Origin of the sequence: Kitasatospora sp. NPDC096077, assembly GCF_040303245.1 — a bacterium.
Taxonomy (GTDB): domain Bacteria; phylum Actinomycetota; class Actinomycetes; order Streptomycetales; family Streptomycetaceae; genus Kitasatospora.
The window spans coordinates 153,670-172,864 of record NZ_JBEOSV010000010.1 but is presented as its reverse complement, the minus strand read 5'-3'; the positions used below and the strand labels follow the sequence as shown (position 1 = coordinate 172,864).

18 protein-coding genes are annotated in these 19,195 nt (G+C 72.8%); 13 read left to right on the top strand and 5 right to left on the bottom strand.

Annotated features, from left to right (window positions below; all coding sequences use genetic code 11):
- Positions 1-2: 2 nt before the first annotated feature.
- From ABTZ03_RS13065 to ABTZ03_RS13055, 3 genes are all read left to right on the top strand, one after another.
- A complete protein-coding gene (locus tag ABTZ03_RS13065; protein ID WP_350512977.1) occupies positions 3-1,370 on the top strand; it encodes an aldehyde dehydrogenase family protein in 1,368 nt (455 codons plus the stop codon).
- Between the two features lie 6 nt (positions 1,371-1,376).
- On the top strand, positions 1,377-2,165 hold the full coding sequence (locus ABTZ03_RS13060) for a 3-oxoacyl-ACP reductase (RefSeq protein ID WP_350512976.1): 789 nt from the start codon (positions 1,377-1,379) through the stop codon (positions 2,163-2,165).
- Positions 2,166-2,274: 109 nt separating this feature from the next.
- Positions 2,275-3,468 carry a DUF2510 domain-containing protein gene (locus ABTZ03_RS13055; RefSeq protein ID WP_350512975.1) on the top strand — a complete coding sequence of 398 codons (1,194 nt, stop codon included), beginning with the start codon at positions 2,275-2,277 and terminating at the stop codon, positions 3,466-3,468.
- Between the two features lie 250 nt (positions 3,469-3,718).
- Here ABTZ03_RS13055 and ABTZ03_RS13050 read toward each other — a convergent pair whose 3' ends face one another.
- The 3 genes from ABTZ03_RS13050 to ABTZ03_RS13040 all read right to left on the bottom strand — a co-directional run bounded on the left by ABTZ03_RS13050 (position 3,719) and on the right by ABTZ03_RS13040 (position 6,596).
- Positions 3,719-4,639, bottom strand: coding sequence for a lytic polysaccharide monooxygenase auxiliary activity family 9 protein (locus ABTZ03_RS13050; RefSeq protein WP_350512974.1), 921 nt, complete (start codon positions 4,637-4,639; stop codon positions 3,719-3,721).
- Positions 4,640-4,886: 247 nt separating this feature from the next.
- On the bottom strand, positions 4,887-5,288 hold the full coding sequence (locus ABTZ03_RS13045; RefSeq protein ID WP_350512973.1) for a hypothetical protein: 402 nt from the start codon (positions 5,286-5,288) through the stop codon (positions 4,887-4,889).
- 96 nt (positions 5,289-5,384) lie between these two features.
- The gene (locus ABTZ03_RS13040) at positions 5,385-6,596 is read right to left on the bottom strand and encodes an amino acid deaminase/aldolase (protein ID WP_350512972.1); all 1,212 of its coding nucleotides are present in this window, start codon (positions 6,594-6,596) and stop codon (positions 5,385-5,387) included.
- Positions 6,597-6,687: 91 nt separating this feature from the next.
- Here ABTZ03_RS13040 and ABTZ03_RS13035 point away from each other — a divergent pair, with 91 nt between their 5' ends.
- Positions 6,688-7,461 carry an SseB family protein gene (locus ABTZ03_RS13035; RefSeq protein ID WP_350512971.1) on the top strand — a complete coding sequence of 258 codons (774 nt, stop codon included), beginning with the start codon at positions 6,688-6,690 and terminating at the stop codon, positions 7,459-7,461.
- Between the two features lie 54 nt (positions 7,462-7,515).
- Here the strand turns inward: ABTZ03_RS13035 and ABTZ03_RS13030 are convergent, their stop codons facing one another.
- Positions 7,516-7,893, bottom strand: coding sequence for a DUF1844 domain-containing protein (locus ABTZ03_RS13030; RefSeq protein WP_350512970.1), 378 nt, complete (start codon positions 7,891-7,893; stop codon positions 7,516-7,518).
- A 481-nt stretch (positions 7,894-8,374) separates the two neighbouring features.
- Between ABTZ03_RS13030 and infC the strand changes: the two genes are divergently transcribed.
- From infC to ABTZ03_RS12990, 8 genes are all read left to right on the top strand, one after another.
- Positions 8,375-9,133 carry a translation initiation factor IF-3 gene (gene infC, locus ABTZ03_RS13025; protein WP_350513014.1) on the top strand — a complete coding sequence of 253 codons (759 nt, stop codon included), beginning with the start codon at positions 8,375-8,377 and terminating at the stop codon, positions 9,131-9,133.
- Positions 9,134-9,271: 138 nt separating this feature from the next.
- Complete coding sequence (gene rpmI, locus ABTZ03_RS13020; protein WP_030055648.1) at positions 9,272-9,466, top strand: 50S ribosomal protein L35; 195 nt, start codon at positions 9,272-9,274, stop codon at positions 9,464-9,466.
- 109 nt (positions 9,467-9,575) lie between these two features.
- Positions 9,576-9,971, top strand: coding sequence for a 50S ribosomal protein L20 (rplT, locus tag ABTZ03_RS13015; RefSeq protein WP_030055649.1), 396 nt, complete (start codon positions 9,576-9,578; stop codon positions 9,969-9,971).
- Positions 9,972-10,125: 154 nt separating this feature from the next.
- Complete coding sequence (locus ABTZ03_RS13010) at positions 10,126-10,992, top strand: TrmH family RNA methyltransferase (RefSeq protein ID WP_350512969.1); 867 nt, start codon at positions 10,126-10,128, stop codon at positions 10,990-10,992.
- A gap of 161 nt (positions 10,993-11,153) precedes the next feature.
- The gene (locus tag ABTZ03_RS13005; RefSeq protein ID WP_350512968.1) at positions 11,154-12,257 is read left to right on the top strand and encodes a sensor histidine kinase; all 1,104 of its coding nucleotides are present in this window, start codon (positions 11,154-11,156) and stop codon (positions 12,255-12,257) included.
- A 192-nt stretch (positions 12,258-12,449) separates the two neighbouring features.
- Positions 12,450-13,571, top strand: a complete 1,122-nt coding sequence (gene pheS / locus ABTZ03_RS13000; RefSeq protein WP_350512967.1) for a phenylalanine--tRNA ligase subunit alpha — start codon at positions 12,450-12,452, stop codon at positions 13,569-13,571.
- The gene (pheT, locus tag ABTZ03_RS12995; protein ID WP_350512966.1) at positions 13,571-16,072 is read left to right on the top strand and encodes a phenylalanine--tRNA ligase subunit beta; all 2,502 of its coding nucleotides are present in this window, start codon (positions 13,571-13,573) and stop codon (positions 16,070-16,072) included. The genes pheS and pheT overlap by 1 nt, the downstream gene beginning before the upstream one ends.
- 210 nt (positions 16,073-16,282) lie before the next feature.
- Positions 16,283-17,125 carry a chitosanase gene (locus ABTZ03_RS12990; protein WP_350512965.1) on the top strand — a complete coding sequence of 281 codons (843 nt, stop codon included), beginning with the start codon at positions 16,283-16,285 and terminating at the stop codon, positions 17,123-17,125.
- Between the two features lie 66 nt (positions 17,126-17,191).
- On the opposite strand, the gene ABTZ03_RS12985 is transcribed toward ABTZ03_RS12990, so the two are convergent.
- Complete coding sequence (locus ABTZ03_RS12985) at positions 17,192-18,061, bottom strand: 3-hydroxybutyryl-CoA dehydrogenase (protein WP_350512964.1); 870 nt, start codon at positions 18,059-18,061, stop codon at positions 17,192-17,194.
- Between the two features lie 284 nt (positions 18,062-18,345).
- Here ABTZ03_RS12985 and ABTZ03_RS12980 point away from each other — a divergent pair, with 284 nt between their 5' ends.
- Positions 18,346-19,164, top strand: coding sequence for an SDR family NAD(P)-dependent oxidoreductase (locus ABTZ03_RS12980; protein WP_350512963.1), 819 nt, complete (start codon positions 18,346-18,348; stop codon positions 19,162-19,164).
- Positions 19,165-19,195 lie beyond the last annotated feature (31 nt).

Here is a 19,195-nt window from a genome sequence, read left to right as displayed (position 1 = left end):
CCATGAGCGACCCGACCAGCAGTGAGGTCCGCAACCCCGCCACCGGTGAGCTGCTCGCCACCGTCCCGGACACCACCGCCGAGCAGCTGGACGCGGCCGTCCAGCGCGCCGTGAAGGCCCAGACCGGCTGGGCGGCCCTGGCGCCCACCGACCGGGCCCGGCTGCTCCGCCGCTTCGCCGACCAAGTCGAGGTGCACGTCACGGAGTTGGCCGAACTGGAGGTGACCGAGGCCGGCCACACCCTGGGCAACGCCCGCTGGGAGGCCGGCAACGTCCGCGACCTGCTGGAGTACGCGGCCGGGGGAGTGGAGCGGCTGACCGGTCGTCAGATTCCCGTCCCAGCAGGCCTGGACGTCACCTTCCACGAACCGATCGGCCTGGTCGGGGTGATCGCACCGTGGAACTTCCCGATGCCGATCGCCGCCTGGGGCTTCGCCCCCGCCCTCGCGGCCGGCAACGCGGTGCTGCTCAAGCCCGCCGAGGCGACCCCGCTGACCGCGCTGCGACTGGCCGAACTCGGGCTGGCGGCCGGACTTCCCGAGGGACTGTTCCAGGTCGTCCCAGGAGCCGGCGGCACGACCGGGCGGGCGCTGGTCGACCACCCGGCGGTGCGGAAGATCGTCTTCACCGGGTCGACCGTGGTCGGCAAGGAGGTCGCCGCCCGCTGCGCGGCCCGGGCCAAGCGGGTCACCCTGGAACTCGGCGGCAAGAGCCCCAACATCGTCTTCGCCGACGCCGACCTGGCCCGCGCCGCCGACCCGATGTCCTTCGCCGACAACAGCGGCCAGGACTGCTGCGCCCGCAGCCGGATCCTGGTCCAGCGCGAGGCCTACGACGACTTCCTGGCCCTGCTGCTGCCCGCCGTCGAGGCGCTGCGCACCGGCGACCCGCACGACCCGGACACCCAGCTCGGCCCGCTGATCTCGGCCGCCCAGGTCCGCCGGGTCGCCTCCTACGTGACCCCCGACCTGCCCGTGCTGGCCCGCGGCGAGGTGCCGGACGGGCCCGGCTACTGGTACCCGCCGACGGTGCTCGCACCCGCCGCCCCGGAGGTCCCGGCGGTCACCGAGGAGATCTTCGGCCCGGTCGCCGCCGTGCTGCCGTTCACCGACGAGGCCGACGCCCTGCGCCTGGCCAACGCCACCCGCTACGGCCTCTCCGGCTCGATCTGGACCAGGGACGTCGGCCGGGCGCTGCGGCTGGCCCGGGGTGTCCAGGCGGGCAACCTGTCCGTCAACTCGCACTCCTCGGTGCGCTACTGGACGCCCTTCGGCGGCTTCGGCGAGTCCGGGGTGGGCCGCGAGCTGGGGCCGGACGCGCTGCGCCACTTCACCGAGACCAAGAACGTCTTCATCCACAGCGAGGAGTGACAGTCCATGACCGGACCGGACGAGATGGTCTGCCGCCGCCTGGTCGGCCGCACCGCCGTGGTCACCGGCGCGGGCAGCGGGATCGGCCTGGCCGCCGCCCGCCGGCTCGCCGCCGAGGGCGCGAAGGTGGTCTGCGCGGACCTGGACGAGGAGACCGGCCGGGCGGCCGCCAAGGAGGTCGGAGGGCTGTTCGTGCACACCGACGTCACCGACCCGTACATGGTCGAGGCGCTGTTCGACGAGGCCTACGAGACCTACGGCGGCGTGGACGTCGCGTTCAACAACGCCGGCATCTCGCCGCCGGAGGACGACTCGATCCTGACCACCGGCCTGGACGCCTGGCGCAAGGTCCAGGAGGTCAACCTGACCTCGGTCTACCTGTGCTGCAAGGCCGCGCTGCCGTACATGCGCCGGCACGGGCGCGGCTCGATCATCAACACCGCCAGCTTCGTTGCCAGGATGGGCGCGGCCACCTCGCAGATCTCGTACACGGCCTCCAAGGGCGGGGTGCTGGCGATGTCCCGCGAGCTGGGCGTGCAGTTCGCCCGGGAGGGGATCCGGGTGAACGCGCTGTCGCCCGGGCCGGTGGACACCCCGCTGCTGCGCGAGCTGTTCGCCGCGGACCCGGAGCGGGCCGCCCGCCGGCTGGTGCACATCCCGCTCGGCCGGTTCGCCCGGGCCGAGGAGATCGCCGCCGCGGTGGCCTTCCTGGCCAGCGACGACTCCTCGTTCATCACCGCGAGCGAGTTCCTGGTGGACGGCGGCATCTCCGGGGCGTACGTCACGCCGCTGTAGGCCGGTGGCCCGCCGCTGTGGGGCTTCTCACCGTAATCTCATCGAAAACACCCCGAATTCCCGGCTGCGCTGATTTCGCGTTTATCCGGCTACCTTTAGATTCTTTGCTGTGAGTGAGCAGATCCCCGCCGGGTGGTACCCGGACCCGAAGGACACCACCGGCGACCCGAGGCAGCAGCGCTGGTGGGACGGCAAGGGCTGGACGGCCGACACCCGGCCCGCACCCTCGGACGCCCCGCAGCCGGAGCCCCCGGCCGCCGCGGCTCCGGGGCCGGAGACGTCCGAGCAGCCCCGGGTGCTGGAGGGCGAGGTCCTGGACAGCGGACCGACGGTCCGGTACCCGGAGCCGCCGCCCTTCGGGACCGCGTACGGCGCGCCCGGCGGGCCACTGCCGCGCCAGCCCCGGCGCAAGCCCTCCAAGCTGGTGGTGGCCACCGTGGTCGCCGCCGTGCTCGGTCTGGGCGCGGGCTCGGGCATCACCTACCTGGCGATGGACGGCCACAACGACTCCCGCCCGCAGAGCAGCGCCCGGCAGCAGCCCGCGCCGAACGACGGCGGCGGACTGTTCGGCTTCCCCGGCCTCGGCGGCGGGAACGGCGGTGACGGCAGCAGCGGCGGTGGCAACGGCGGCGGGACCGGTGGCGGTACCGGTGGGAACGGCGGCAGCGGCGGCGGAAAGGCGAGGCCGGGCGCCAACAAGGCGATCGACCTGGTCAACGGCCTCACCCTGCCCACCCCCTCCGGCTGGCAGGCCGGCACCACCAACGACGGCTACGCCGCGCTGACCATCGGCGCCTACAAGTGCCCGGACGGCAGCGACAACTGCACCCTCGGCGGGGTGAACACCGGCCGGATCACCGGCGGCGGCACGGACGTCCAGGCGGCGGCCAAGGCGGACATGGACGCGGCCGTCAAGAGCTCCTACGGCGACGTCAGCGGACACCAGGAGCTCAAGTCCGAGGCGGTGAAGGTCAACGGCCAGGACGGCTACCTGATCCGCTGGAAGGTGAACGCGACCAAGGGCAACAGCGGCTATGTGCAGACGGTGGTCTTCCCGACCACCGACGGCAAGGCGCTGGTCTCGGTGCACTTCGGCTTCGACATCGCCGACAAGGCGCCGGACGTCTCCGTGATGGACAGCATCGTGAAGGGCATCGCCGACTTCAAGGGCAAGATCCCGGGCATCCCCGGCCTGCCGGGCTCCGGCGGTGGCGCCGGGTCCAGCTCCGGCGGCGGTGCCGGCTCGTCCGGTTCCTCCGGCGGCTCGGCCGGCCCCGACGGCTCCGGGACGTCCAGCACCTGAGCCGCCCCGCTCCTCACACCACGACGGCCCGCCCGGGAGACCTCCTCCCGGGGGGGGCGGGGCCCGGGGGGTGGGGGGCACAGTGGGGGGGGGGGCGGGCGCGCCGGGGGGGGGGGGGGTCCGCCCCCCCCGACGGCCCGCCGGGGAGCCCTCCTCCGGGGCGGGCCGTCGCCGTTGCCTTCGGCACTACTGGGGTCGCGGAGCCGGACCGGACGGGGGTGGGGCCGGCCCGGCCCCGCGTCGTCCGGCGTCAGGCGTCGCGTCGAACAGCCTCGATGCGACGGCGCCGGAGCACCATGCCCGCCCAGCCGACGCCGAGCGCGGCCGCACCGGCGAGCAGCAGCGGACCGGTGGCGGAGGAGGGGGCCACGGCCGCGGAACTGGTCGGGATCGGCTGGCCCGCCGGGGCGTTCGGGTCCCCGCCGTGCCCGTGGTGGGCGACCGTGGACTTCGGCGCGTCGGCGGCGATCTGGGCGTCGCTGGGCGCGGCCGGGGCGGCGAGCGAGGACACCGCCGGGGCGCCGGCGGTGGTGGCGGCGCCGAAGTCGACGTCCGAGCAGCTGTAGAACGCCTCCGGGCTGTCGCTGCGCTGCCAGACCGTGTACAGCAGCTGGCGGCCGGTGCGCTGCGGCAGGGCGCCCGAGTAGGTGTAGTACCCGTTGACGGCGCTGCGGTCGGTCTGCACCTGGGCGACCGGGGTCGGGTCGAGGTCCGACCACTTCAGCGGCTTGGTGGGGTCGTAGCCCGGCTTGGTGATGTAGACGGTCTGGGTGCCGGCGTGCGGCGCGGTGGTGCGGAACTGGAAGGTGAAGTTGCCCGCGCTGACCGGGGTGGCCGGCCAGTCGGTGCGCGGCCAGTCCAGGGCCGCGTACTTGTCGCGGTTGGCGGAGCAGAGCTTGCCGTCCGGGATCAGGGCCTGGTGGTTGCCGTTGGCGTTGGCGATGTTGACCTCGTTCCAGTCGTACAGCGGCTGGGTGCCGCTCGCGGCGACGAGGTCCTTGCACACCTGGGACACCGGGTGCTCGGGGCCCTCGGCGTAGCAGGCGCCGACCCGGCTGACCGGGCCGGTCATGGTGCCGTGGGCGCTGGCGGTGCCGGCGGTGGTCGCGGCCACCGCGAGGACCGCGGCGCCGACCACGCCGACGGACAGGGCGCTTCGCTTGATGGACATGGGGTGGGGACTCCTTGACCGTCGTTCCGGGCGGGTGTGGGGGAGCGGACACGCCTGCCCGTTCGGGGGCCGCCGGCCCGGATCGCGGCCCCCGGGCAGAGCGTAGGATTGGTCTGGACCAGATGGCAATAGCCGCGCGTGATGCGGTTATTGACGGACTGTAGGGTCCCGAACAGCACAAAGGCCCGACGGAACACCCGGGTTAGGTGTTCCATCGGGCCCGCTTAAGGCTCCGGAAAGGTCGAGGTCAGAACCGTGCGTTGCCGGTGCCGGTCTGGATCACGTTGCCGCGGATCGTGGACTTGCTCACCTCGTTGTGGATCGTGCCGATCCGCGTCGTCTCCTGAGGGGAGAACTCACCGAGGATGTCCCGCAGTTCGTCGATCGCCTCCGGGTTCTCCCGGAACAGCGCGCGCAGCCGGTTGCGCAGCGCCGCGGTCTGGTCGGCCAGGACCTCCTGGTTGTCACCGGCCTCCAGTACCTCGGCCCGGATGACCTCCAGCTCGGCGGTCGCCTCCTCGTCCCGCTCGCCCCGCCCGAACATCCTGGCGACCCGCGAACTCGCCTGCCCCCAGGCTGCCTTGGCCATCAGGCCGGCCAGTGCGGTGGCCCCTGACTTCACCATCTCCTGCACGAGCTCGGCGTCCATGCGGCCCCTCCGTTTCGCTGCTGCCCTCGCCTTGAGCACCTACGAACTTTCGTAGGTGCTCAAGACACCACGGTAGGGCACCGGATGGTCGACGCGTCAGAGAAACGTCTTCCCCTCACCCCGGTACGTCGGCACCGTTCGGACGACCCGGTCCCCCTCGATCAGGTGCAGTTCCGCGAAGCGCTCGCACAGCTCACCCGCCTTGGCGTGCCGGAACCAGACCCGGTCGCCGATCAGCAGGTCGTCGGCCGCCGGGCCGATCAGCGGGGTCTGCACCTCGCCCGCGCCCTCCATCGGGTCGTAGTGCAGCCCCGGCGGCAGGTACGGCACCGGGGAGCGGTCCGGTCCGGCCGCGCCGGAGGCCGGGTAGCCGCCGCCCAGCACCGTGACCACCCCGACGCCGGGGCGCCGCACCACCGGCTGGCCGAAGAGTGCGGCCGGACGGCCCCGGAACCCGCGGTAGTTGTCGAACAGTTGCGGCTGGTAGAGCCCGGAGCCGGCGGCCACCTCGGTGACGGCGCGTTCGGCGGCGGTGGACTCCACGCTGCCGGTGCCGCCGCCGTTGACGAACTCCAGCTCCGCCACCTGCCGCAGCCGCCGCACCACCGCGGCGCGCCGTTCGGCCAGTTCGGTCCGCGCCTTGGTCTGCATCAGCCGGATCACCTGCGAGCGGACCGGCCGTCCGGGCACCCGGTCGCCCACCCCGGCGACGTGTCCCTCGTACGCCATCAGCCCGACCACCCGGAACCCCGGGCGGCGCTGGACGAGTTCGGCGAAGGCGCTCAGCTCCTCCGGGGTGCGCAGCGGCGAGCGCCGGGCGCCGACCCGGACCCTCCCGCCGAACAGGTGCAGGGCGGTGTCCAGTTCGAGGCAGACCCGCACCTCGGCGTCGCCGGTACGGGCTTTGTCGATCAGGTCCAGCTGGGCCGGGTCGTCCAGGACGACGGTGACCCGGCCGGCCAGCTCCTCGTCGGCGGTCAGTTCGGCGTAGCCGGTGCGGTCGGCGGAGGGGTAGGCGAGCAGCACGTCGCGCATACCGGTGCGGGCCAGCCAGAGCGACTCGTCCAGGGTGAAACTCATCACCCCGAGGAAGCCGTCCACCGCCAACGCCCGCTCCAGCAGCGCCCGGCAGCGCAGCGACTTGCTCGCCACCCGGATCGGCTTGCCGCCCGCCCGGCGGACCAGGTCGGCGGCGTTGGCGTCGAAGGCGGCGAGGTCCACGACGGCCACCGGCCCGTCCAGGTGGGCGGTGGCCCGGTCGTACCGGTGCCGGTCCGTGACAGGGGTGCGCGATACGAGGATGACCATGCGCGCAGGCTGCCACAGCGCGCTACCGCCCGGTAGGGGGCGCGTGCGGGGAAATGCGGGCGGCGACGTCCGGTGGCATAGGGTCGGCCGGGTGGACCGCAAAGACTTCTCCAACCCGGCGTTCGTCGGCAAGAGCATCCCGAACCCCGGCTTCTCCGACGACGACGGCACGGCGGACCCGGCGTTGACCGCGGCCCTCGCCCGCTGGTCGCAGGACCGCGAGGTCGAGCCCGAGGTGCTGGCGGCGCTGACCCCGACCCGGCTGATGGTCCCGATCGTGGCCGTCCTCGGCGAGGTCGAGGTGGACGAGCACGGGCACAAGCACGACAAGACCAGTGACATGGCCGTCCCGGTGCTGGAGGCCCCGGACGGGCGCCGCGCGCTGCCCGCCTTCACGTCGCTGGAGACGCTCACCCGCTGGCGCGCCGACGCCCGTCCGGCGCCGACCGCGGCGCCGCAGGCCGCGATGGTCGCCTTCTCCGAGCGCGCCGACACGCTGCTGATCGACCCGGCCGGGCCGGTCCCCTTCCTGCTGACCGGGGCCCGGCTGCGGGCGCTGGCGGAGAACCGCCGCTACCTGCCGCCGGTGCGCGACCCGGAGGTGCGGGAGGCGGTGCGGGCGCTGCTGGCGGCCGAGCCGCAGGTGGTCAGCGGGCTGCTGGCGCCGTTGGAGGACTCGGACGGGGTGCTCGCGGTGGTCCTCGACCCGGCGCTGGACCGGTCGGGGCTGCAGGAGGCGGCCCAGCGGGTCGGCCGGGCGGTGGCCGGGGACCCGGTGCTGCGGGTCCGGCTGGACCGGGGGCTGGACCTCGCGGTGCTGCCGGCCGACGCGCAGCTGCCGGGGGAGGCGCTGTACCGGCGGTAGTCGAGACGAAAATGACCACCTACGAAATTTCGTAGGTGGTCATTTTGATCTCGACTAGGAGTAGACCGGCCCGGTGAACTTCTCGCCCGGCCCGGTGCCCGGGGCGTCCGGCACCAGCGAGGCTTCGCGGAACGCCAGCTGCAGCGAGCGCAGCCCGTCCCGCAGCGGGGCCGCGTGGAAGTTGCTGATCTCCGGGGCGCCGGCCGTGACCAGCCCGGCGAGCGCGGTGATCAGCTTGCGGGCCTCGTCCAGGTCCTTGTCCTTCTCGCCGCCCTCGGCCAGGCCGCACTTGACCGCGGCCGCGCTCATCAGGTGCACCGCGACGGTGGTGATCACCTCGACGGCCGGGACCTCGGCGATGTCGCGGGTGAGGTCGTCGAAGCCGATCGCGTGGTCGTCCGCGTCGGGGGTCTGGGTGGGCTCGCTGCTCAAGGGGGGCTCGTTCCGTCGTGCGGTGTGGGTACAGGTGGAGCGTACAAGGGGCCCGGGGGGCGGACGGAGGGCAGTGTGCGGGGGGCGGAATGGCGTTCGACCCCGCGACGCTGTAAGCTTCGAGACTGACCGGCCGGGATCCCGCATGGGCGCTCGGCCAGCAAGTGGAGGCTCCACTGCGAGGAGGCCCGAGAGGGCAACCGCGAAAGTCTCCCACCTGAGCGGCCTCACGGTCGACGGGTCCGGTCCGCGACGGGCGCCACGGCGCCGAGTCGCCCGCAGCGTCCCTCACCGGATGCCGCCCCCGGTTGTGTGGAGCCCCGCTTGTACCGAGCGGGGCTTTTTTCGTGTCGCGGGTGCCCGCGGTGCCGACAGGTACCGGGCAGCGCAGCACGAATGAAGCCCCGCCCAGTGGTCGAGTCCACTACGTGCGTCCGCCGTCCGACGGCCGCATCGCAGAAGGTGCAACCGAGGAGGCCCCATCAGCACCGAGCCCCGCATCAACGACCGGATTCGCGTTCCGGAGGTGCGACTCGTCGGTCCCAGCGGCGAGCAGGTCGGCATCGTGCCGCTTGCCAAGGCGCTGGAGCTCGCGCAGGAGTACGACCTCGACCTGGTCGAGGTCGCGGCGACCGCCCGGCCGCCGGTGTGCAAGCTCATGGACTACGGCAAGTTCAAGTACGAGTCGGCCATGAAGGCCCGTGAGGCGCGCAAGAACCAGGCGCACACGGTCATCAAGGAGATGAAGCTCCGGCCGAAGATCGACCCGCACGACTATGACACCAAGAAGGGTCACGTCGTCCGGTTCCTCAAGCAGGGCGACAAGGTCAAGATCACGATCATGTTCCGCGGTCGTGAGCAGTCCCGCCCCGAGCTGGGCTTCCGTCTGCTGCAGCGGCTCGCCGACGACGTCCAGGACCTGGGCTTCGTCGAGTCCTCGCCGAAGCAGGACGGCCGAAACATGATCATGGTTCTTGGCCCGCACAAGAAGAAGACCGAGGCCATGGCCGAGGCCCGCGCCCTCGCCGACGCCCGTAAGGCCGAGCGGCTCGGCCGGACCCCCGGGTCCGACGACGCCGCCGCCGCGGACGACGCCGACCTGATCGACGACGTCGACGTGATCGACGACGACGCCGACGTGATCGACGAGGTCGCCGAGGTGCAGGACGCCCCGGCCGAGGTCGAGGCCCCCGAGGCCGAGGCTCCGGTCGAGCAGCCGGCCGCCCCCCAGGGCGCCTGAGCCGCAAGGCTCACGGCAGTCCGGGGTCGGCCCCCACGGTGACGGGGCACCCGCCCGGTCACCGCAGATCCATCCAGTTCACGCCCGTCGGCGCAGGCCGAGCGGGCGTGAACGGGACCGACGAGGAGATACGGCGAAATGCCGAAGCAGAAGACGCACAGTGGCGCCAGCAAGCGCTTCAAGATCAGTGGCTCTGGCAAGGTGCTGCGCGAGCGCGCCGGTCGCCGCCACCTCCTGGAGCACAAGCCCTCGACGCTGACCCGCAAGCTGGCCGGGACCGTCGAGCTGGCCCCCGCTGACGCCAAGAAGATCAAGAAGCTTCTCGGCAAGTGATCGCCCTCCCGCCCGGCGCGAGCCGTGTGCGGGGCAGCTGATCCTTCCCGACCCATTCGAATGACGGACCACGTGAAGTAGTCCGTGGTCCAACCCAAGGAGTAATCAAGTGGCACGCGTCAAGCGGGCAGTCAACGCCCACAAGAAGCGCCGGGTCATCCTGGAGCGCGCCAGCGGCTACCGGGGCCAGCGCTCGCGCCTGTACCGCAAGGCCAAGGAGCAGGTCACCCACTCGCTGGTCTACAACTTCAACGACCGCAAGAAGCGCAAGGGCGACTTCCGTCAGCTCTGGATCCAGCGCATCAACGCTGCGGCCCGTGCCAACGGCATCACCTACAACCGCTTCGTGCAGGGCCTGAAGGCCGCCAGCGTCGAGATCGACCGCAAGATGCTGGCCGACCTGGCCGTCAACGACCCGGGTGCGTTCGCCTCCCTGGTCGAGGTCGCCCAGAAGGCGCTGCCGGCCGACGTGAACGCCCCGAAGGCCGCCGCCGACGCCGCCTGATCTTCCGAGATCGGTTGAGCTCTGACCGGACCCGCAGGCTCTCCTGCGGGTCCGGTTCTGCGTTCGCCCCCCAGCACGTCGAGCGTCAGCACGCCGAACGTCAGTACCTCCAGCGTCAGCACCTCCAGAGTCAGCGCCTCCAGAGAACGAGACCATGCCGAGCACCGAGACCCCCCTGCTCACCTCCCTGCGCTCGCCGCGCGTCGTCGCCGCCCGCCGGCTGGCCAAGCGGAACCAGCGGACCAAGGAGCGCCTCTTCCTGGCGGAGGGCCCGCAGGCCGTCCGGGAGGCCATCGCGTTCGGCAAGCTGCCGGGGACGGCCGAGCACGCCGTGGTCGAGGTGTACGTGGGCCTGGAGGCCGCCGAGCGGCACGCGGACATCGTCGAGGCCGCGCTGGCCGAGGGGCTGCCGGTGCTGACCGCCACCGACGAGGTGATCGCCGACATCTGCGACACGGTGACCCCGCAGGGGATCGTGGCGCTCTGCCGCTTCATCGACACCCCGTTCGCCGAGGTGCTGGCGGCCCGGCCGAAGCTGGTGGCGATCCTCGCCCACGTGCGTGACCCCGGCAACGCCGGCACCGTGCTGCGCACCGCCGACGCGGCCGGCGCGGACGCCGTGGTGCTCACCGACGCCTCGGTGGACCTGTACAACCCCAAGGCCGTCCGGGCCTCCGTCGGCAGCCTGTTCCACCTGCCGGTGGCGGTCGGCGTGCCGGTCGAGGAGGCGGTCGGGCAGCTGCGCGCGGCCGGCGTCCGGGTGCTCGCCGCGGACGGCGCGGGGGAGCGCGACCTGGACCAGGAGCTGGACGAGGGCACCCTGGGCGCCCCCGGCGCGTGGGTGTTCGGCAACGAGGCCTGGGGGCTCCCGGAGGAGACCCGCGCGCTCACCGACGAGGTCGTGCGCGTCCCGATCCACGGCCACGCGGAGAGCCTCAACCTGGCCACCGCCGCCGCCGTCTGCCTGTACGCCTCGGCCCGGGCCCAGCGCTCGCCCGGCGGCTGCCGCGCCGACGGCTGACCCCTCCGGCCCGAACGGTCGACCCGTACCGATCGAACGGCCGACACGCCCCCGGGCGCGCCGGGATCACCACGTTGCAAGCCCTACTGCCGGGGCCTGCGAGGCGCTAGGGTCTGCCTCGGTGGGGGGAACGGCACGGTGGGTAATCGGGGAGGCAACCCATGGTCGGCAGCGGACCCGAGCTCGACCCGGACGACCTGCCGGACGGCCTGGTGGTCGCCGACGCGCTGGGCCGGGTGGTCTGCTTCAACCGGGCCGCGGCCCGGCTCACCGGTGTGCTCCCGGCGGCCGCGCTCGACAGCGCCCTGGAGGACGTCCTGCCGCTGGAGGACCTGGACGGCCGCCGCTGGTGGCAGCTGACCGATCCGTACGGCGGCCTGGCGATCCGCACCGGCCAGCCCGAGCGCAACCTGCTGCTGCCCGGCGGCCGTGAGGTGCTGGTCTCCGCCCGGTACGTGCGGGCGGTGCCGCTCGGCCCGCTGGAGCGCCTGGTGGTCGCCCTGCGCGGCACCGAGGCCCGGCGCCGCACCGAGCGCAGCCACGCCGAGCTGATCGCCACCGTCGCGCACGAGCTGCGCTCCCCGCTGACCAGCGTCAAGGGCTTCACCGCGACGCTGCTGGCCAAGTGGGAGCGGTTCACCGACGGCCAGAAGCGGCTGATGCTGGAGACCGTGGACGCCGACGCGGACCGGGTCACCCGGCTGATCGCCGAGCTGCTGGACATCTCCCGGATCGACGCCGGCCGGCTGGAGCTGCGCAAGCAGGTGGTCGACCTGGCGGCCGCGGTGCGCCGGCACGTCGAGCGCAAGGTCGCCACCGGCATCCCCGAGGAGCGCTTCGACATCCGGATCACCGAGCCGCTGACCGTGCTCTGGGCGGACCCGGACAAGGTCGACCAGGTGCTGGCCAACCTGCTGGAGAACGCGGTGCGGCACGGCGAGGGAACCGTCACCATCGAGGTGGCACCGGCCAAGGAGGTCGTCGAGGCCCCCGTCTGGGAGCGCCCCGGCACCCCGCCCCGCATCGTCGAGGGCACCGCGGTCACGGTGAGCGACGAGGGCAGCGGCATCCCCGAGGAGTCGATCCCGCGCGTCTTCACCCGCTTCTGGCGGGGCTCCAAGCGCGGCGGCACCGGCCTGGGGCTCTACATCGTCAAGGGCATCGTGGAGGCCCACGGCGGCTCGATCAGGGTCGACCGCGCGCCCGGCGGCGGGGCCCGGTTCCGGTTCATCCTGCCCGCCGGGGTGCCCGACTTCATGCTCTGAAAGAGCATGGACGACAAGCAGAGCATGCTCTGAAAGAGCATGAACGACGAGCACGGCATGCTCTGATCCGTGCTCCGGGGTCCCGCCGGACGGGCGTCCCGCCGGTGGCGCTACACGCTGCGACTACACTCGACCTTTGGCGTTGGCCCACAGACCTGAGCACGGACGAGCAGGAGCACGGGAAAGATAGAGATGTCGGCACCCAACAAGTCGTACGACCCGGTCGAGGTCGAGGCCCTCAAGCCCGAGGTGGTGGAGCAGGCGCGGGACGAGGCGATCGCCGCCTTCGCCGCCGCCGGCTCCCTGGACGAGCTGAAGCAGGTCAAGGTCGCGCACACCGGCGACCGTTCCGCGCTCTCGCTCGCCAACCGCGAGATCGGCGCCCTTCCCCCGCACGCCAAGGCCGCGGCCGGCAAGCTGATCGGCCAGGCCCGCGGCGCCGTCAACCAGGCGCTCGCCAAGCGGCAGGCCGAGCTGGAGGCGGAGCGGGACGCCCGTGTGCTGGTCGAGGAGGCGGTGGACGTCACGCTGCCGTATGACCGCACTCCGCGCGGCGCCCGGCACCCGCTGACCACGCTGGCCGAGCGCATCGAGGACACCTTCGTCGCGATGGGCTACCAGGTCGCCGAGGGCCCCGAGGTCGAGGCCGAGTGGCTGAACTTCGACGCCCTCAACCTGGGCCCGGACCACCCGGCCCGCTCGATGCAGGACACCTTCTTCGTCCAGGCCCCGGACGGTTCCGCCGACTCCGGCGTGGTGCTGCGCACCCAGACCTCCCCGGTCCAGGCCCGCACCCTGCTCGACCGCGAGCCCCCGGTCTACGTGGTCTGCCCCGGCCGGGTCTACCGGACCGACGAGCTGGACGCCACCCACACCCCGGTGTTCCGCCAGGTCGAGGGCCTCGCGGTGGACGAGGGCATCACCTTCGCCGACCTCAAGGGCACCATCGAGGTGCTGGTCGAGAAGCTGATCGGCGGCGGCCTGGAGCTGCGCTGGCGCCCCTCGTACTTCCCGTTCACCGAGCCGAGCGCCGAGATCGACCTGCAGTGCTTCGTGTGCCGCGGCGAGAGCGTCGGCAACCCGGACCGCCCGTGCCGTACCTGCTCCTCCGAGGGCTGGATCGAGCTCGGCGGCTGCGGCGTGGTCAACCCGCGGGTGCTGGTCGCCTGCGGCGTGGACCCGAACCGCTACAGCGGGTTCGCCTTCGGCCTGGGCCTGGAGCGGATTCTGATGAATCGTCACAACGTCGCCGACATGCGCGACATGGTCGAGGGTGACGTCCGCTTCACCCTCCCGTTCGGGATGGAGATCTGATGCGCGTCCCGCTTTCCTGGCTGCGCGAGTACGTCGACCTTCCGGCCGGGGAGACCGGCCGCGACGTGGCCGAGCGCCTGGTCCGGGCCGGACTGGAGGTCGAGACCGTCGAGCAGATCGGCGCCGACCTCAAGGGCCCCTTGGTGGTCGGCGAGGTGCTCTCCATCGAGGAGCTGTCCGGCTTCAAGAAGCCGATCCGACACTGCTTCGTGAACGTCGGCGACGCGAACGGCACCGGCGAGCCGCAGGAGATCGTCTGCGGCGCGACCAACTTCGCCGTCGGCGACAAGGTCGTGGTGGTGCTCCCGGGCGCGGTGCTGCCCGGCCCGTTCCCGATCGCGGCCCGCAAGACCTACGGCCAGACCTCGGCCGGCATGATCTGCTCCGCCCGCGAGCTCGGCATGGGCGACGACCACGCCGGCATCATCGTGCTCCCGCCGGAGTTCGAGGCCGGTACGGACGCCATCGAGCTGCTCCAGCTGGTCGACGACGTGCTGGACATCGCCGTCACCCCGGACCGCGGCTACTGCCTGTCGATGCGCGGGGTGGCCCGTGAGGCCGCCGCCGCGTACGGGCTGCCGCTGGCCGACCCGGCGCTGCTGGACGTGCCCCCGGCCAACTCCTTCGGCTACCTGGTCAAGGTCAACGACCCGGTCGGCTGCGACCGCTTCGTGGCCCGTACGGTCGTCGGCGTGGACCCGGCCGCCAAGTCCCCGATCTGGCTGCAGCGCCGGCTGCAGAAGGCGGGCATCCGGCCGATCTCGCTGACCGTCGACATCACCAACTACGTGATGCTGGAGGTCGGTCAGCCGCTGCACGCCTACGACAAGCAGCGGGTCTCCGGCCCGATCACGGTCCGCCGGGCGGCCGAGGGCGAGACCCTCACCACCCTGGACGGGGTCGAGCGCAAGCTCGCCGCCGAGGACCTGCTGATCTGCGACACCAGCGGCCCGATCGGGCTGGCCGGGGTCATGGGCGGCGCCTCCACCGAGATCCTCGACCCGGCCGCAGGCCCGGGCACCACCGAGGTGATCATCGAGGCCGCGCACTTCGACCCGGTCGTCATCGCCCGCACCGCCAAGCGGCACAAGCTGCCCTCCGAGGCGTCCAAGCGCTTCGAGCGCGGCGTCGACCCGGAGGCCGCCCGCGCCGCCGCGCAGCGCGCCGTCGACCTGCTGGTGCTGATCGCCGGCGGCACCGCCGAGGCCGGGGTCACCGACATCGCGGCCCCGCACCCGGTGCGCACCATCACCATCGCGGCCGACCTGCCGGACCGGGTGGCCGGTACGGCGTACGGTCGCGAGACCGTCACCCGGCGGCTGCAGGAGATCGGCTGCTCGGTCTCGGGCGCCGACGTCCTGGAGGTCACCCCGCCGACCTGGCGCCCGGACCTCACCGACCCGTACGACCTCGCCGAGGAGGTCATCCGGCTGGAGGGCTACGACAACGTCCCCGCCCGGATGCCGAACGTCCCGCCGGGCAAGGGCCTGACCGAGGCCCAGCGGGTGCACCGCCGGATCGGCGTGGCGCTGGCCGGGGCCGGTTACGTCGAGGTCAACAACTACCCGTTCCTCGGCGAGTCCGCCTTCGAGGCGCTCGGCCTGGAGCCGGAGGACCGCCGCCGCCGTACGGTCAAGCTGGTGAACCCGCTCAACGACGAGGAACCGTCGCTGCGCACCACCATGCTGCCGGGCCTGCTCGGCGCGCTGCGCCGCAACGTCGGCCGGGGCAACACCGACCTGGCGGTCTTCGAGACCGGCACCGTCTTCCTGCCGAAGGACGAGCGGACCGTGGCCCCGCGCCCGGCCGTCGACCGCCGGCCGAGCGACGCGGAGCTGGCCGAGCTGGACGCCGCGCTGCCGGACCAGCCGCGCCGGGTCGCCGTCGCCCTCGCGGGCGAGCGGCTGCCCTCCGGCTGGTGGGGCAAGGGCGACCAGGCCTCCTGGGCGGACGCGATCGAGGCGGCCCGCACGGTGGCCCGCGCGGCCGGCGTCGAGCTGACCGTCCGTCCGGGCCGGCTGGAGCCCTGGCACCCGGGCCGCTGCGCCGAGCTGGTCGTCACCGGCACCGACCGGGTGGTCGGCCACGCCGGTGAGCTGCACCCGCGGGTGGTCAAGGCGCTCGGTCTGCCGGCCCGTACCGCGGCGATGGAGCTCGACGTCGACCTGCTGACGGCGGACGGCTCGCGGCCGGTCGACGGCCCGGCGGTCTCCGGCTTCCCGGTGGCCACCCAGGACGTCGCGCTGATCGTCGACACCGCCGTCCCGGCCGCCGAGGTGGAGGCCGCGCTGCGTTCGGGCGCGGGTGAACTGCTGGAGGCCATCCGGCTGTTCGACGTGTTCACCGGCGAGCAGGTCGGCGAGGGCAAGAAGTCGCTGGCCTACGCGCTGCGCTTCCGCGCGGCCGACCGCACCCTGACCGCCGACGAGGCCACCGCCGCCCGCGAGGCGGCCGTCGCCGAGGCCGTCAGCCGCACCGGAGCGGTGCTCCGCGGGGCCTGATCCCGTAGCGGGCCCGGTCCCGTCGCACCCGACAGCGGGCCCCGTCCCTGCCGAGAGGCAGGGGCGGGGCCCGCTTCCGTTGTGCCTGGAGTTCGTCGTGCTTGACGTCGTGTTTGAAGTGTTTTGTCAAAACCCTTGCGCGGTACCGGAGTCGGGGCGTTAATTCCTGGTTAGGAAGGTTTCCTAACCCTCAGGAAACGGAGCGTCCCCATGCGTCCCCAGCCCTGTCGTGCCCTCCGGACCGCCCTCGCCGCCGCCCTGCTGGCCGCGCCCCTCACCGTCGCGGCCACCACGGCCGCCCAGGCCGCCCCCACGGCCGCAACCTCCCTCCAGGCCAAGGGAGTCGGCCTCGACGACCCGCACAAGAAGGACATCGCGATGCAGCTGGTGTCCAGTGCCGAGAACTCCTCGCTGGACTGGCGGGCCCAGTACGAGTACATCGAGGACATCGGCGACGGCCGCGGCTACACCGCGGGCATCATCGGCTTCTGCTCCGGCACCGGCGACATGCTCGACCTGGTCCGGCACTACACCGACCTCAAGCCCGGCAACGTCCTCGCGGGGTACCTGCCCGCGCTGGAGAAGGTCAACGGCAGCGCCTCGCACTCCGGCCTCGGCACCCCGTTCGTCCGGGACTGGGCCAAGGCCGCCAAGGACGCGACCTTCCAGCAGGCCCAGAACGACGAGCGCGACCGGGTGTACTTCGGCCCCGCCGTCCGGCAGGCCAAGGCCGACGGCCTGCGCGCCCTCGGCCAGTTCGCCTACTACGACGCGATCGTGATGCACGGACCGGGCGACGGCTCCGACAGCTTCGGCGGCATCCGCGCGGCCGCGATGAGGAAGGCCAGGACGCCCGCCCAGGGCGGTGACGAGGCGACCTACCTCAAGGCCTTCCTGGACGCCCGCAAGGTGGTCATGAAGAAGGAGGAGGCGCACTCCGACACCAGCCGGGTCGACACCGAGCAGCTGGTGTTCCTGAAGGCGAAGAACTTCGACCTCGCCCCGCCGCTCAAGTGGAAGGTCTACGGCGACAGTTACAGCATCAGCAGCTGACCCGGAGACGTCGGGGCCCGGGAGCCGTGTTCGGCTCCCGGGCCCCGACGCACCCGCCCGACGGCGTCAGGCGCTCGCGGTGTAGTCGTAGAAGCCGCGACCGGACTTGCGGCCCAGCAGACCGGCGTCGACCATCCGGGACAGCAGCGGGGGAGCGGCGTACAGCGGCTCCTTGTACTCGTCGTACATCGACTCGGCGATCGAGACGATGGTGTCCAGGCCGATCAGGTCGCACAGCCGCAGCGGGCCCATCGGGTGGGCGCAGCCGGCCTCCATGCCCTTGTCGATGTCGGAGGCGGTGGCCACGCCCGACTCGAACATCCGCACCGCGGAGAGCAGGTACGGCACCAGCAGCGCGTTGACCACGAAGCCGGCCCGGTCGCGGGCGCGGATCGGCTCCTTGCCGAGCACCTGGGTGGCGAAGGCCTCGACCCGCTCGGTGGTGGTCGCCGAGGTGGTCAGGGTCGGGATGACCTCGACCAGCTTCTGCACCGGCGCCGGGTTGAAGAAGTGCAGGCCGATGACCTGCTCCGGGCGGGAGGTGGCGGCGGCCAGCTTCACGATCGGGATCGAGGAGGTGTTGGAGGCCAGGATCGCGTCCCGGCGCTGGACCACCTGGTCCAGCGTCTGGAAGATCCGGACCTTGATGTCCTCGCGCTCGGCGACCGCCTCGACCACCAGGTCGCGGTCGGCGAAGTCGGACAGCTCGACGGTGAAGGAGAGCCGGGACAGCGCGTCGTCCCGCTGCTCGGCGGTCAGCTTGCCGCGCTTGACCGCGGTCTCCAGCGAGTTGGTCAGCCGGGTGCGCCCGAACTCCAGCGCCTCGCCGCTGGCCTCGGCCACCAGGACGTCCAGCCCGGCCCGGGCGAAGACCTCGGCGATGCCCGACCCCATCAGGCCGCAGCCGATCACTCCGACGCGCGCGATGTCAGTCACTCAGTTGCCCTTCGGTGGTGCTGGGGGTCGCCCAGCGAACTGGTCACCCAGCGAGCTGCTGGTCAACGGGCCGGTGCGCCGGAACGGGTGCACCGGTCACCGCCCCCGACGACGTTACTACTCCGTACTGGCCAGTAGGTCACCCCCTCCCCGGTGGGGTGTCACCGGCGGCACGCCCCCGATCGGGTGAGGCCGGGCGGCCCGCGCGTGTGCCCGGGCCCGCCGCCGCCCGGCGCCGGACAGAATGCCGCAGACGGGGGCCGGGGACGGGAAGGGAGCACGAGGTGCCGACGGGATCGCTCACAGGACAGGTCGCCCTGGTCAGCGGCGGCGGCCGGGGCATCGGCCGGGAGATCGCCATCGGCCTGGCCGCCGAGGGCATGGCCGTCGGCCTGGTCGGCCGCACCCACGAGACGCTGACCGACACCCTCAAGGAGTGCGTCCGGCGCGGCACCCGGGGCGTCGCCGTCACCGCCGACGTCTGCCGTCCCGGCTCGGTGCGCGAGGCCGTCCGGCTGGTCGAACGCGACCTCGGCCCGATCGACCTGCTGGTCAACAACGCCGGACTGGTCGACCGCGCCGAGGTGCCGCTCTGGGAGACCGACCCCAACCAGTGGTGGCAGGTGATCGAGACCAATCTGCGGGGCCCCTACAACCTGCTGCGCTGCGTCCTGCCCGGCATGGTCGCCCGCCGCCGCGGCCGGGTGGTCAACCTCAACTCCGGCTTCGCGCTGCGCCCGGACGGCCACTACACCGCGTACGCGACCTCCAAGGGCGCGCTGCTCCAGCTCTCCGACAACATGGCGGACTCGCTGGCCGACCACGACGTGGTGGTGCTCGACATCAGCCCCGGGGCGGTGGCCACCGACATGACGGCCGCGATGCCGATGTTCAGGGACATGAAGGCCTGGGGCTCGATCCCGTACGTGGTCGCGGTCACCGTGGACGCCGCCCGCGGCCGTTTCGACGCGCTGCACGGGCGGTTCATCCACGCGGGCCGGGACGACCTGGAGGAGCTGGTCGCCCGGGCCGACGCGATCCGGGCGGCGGACGCCAGGACGCTGCGGCTGCGGCCGTACAAGGAGGACGACCCGATGGCCTGAGCCGCCTGAGCCCAGCCGCCTGAGCCGCCTG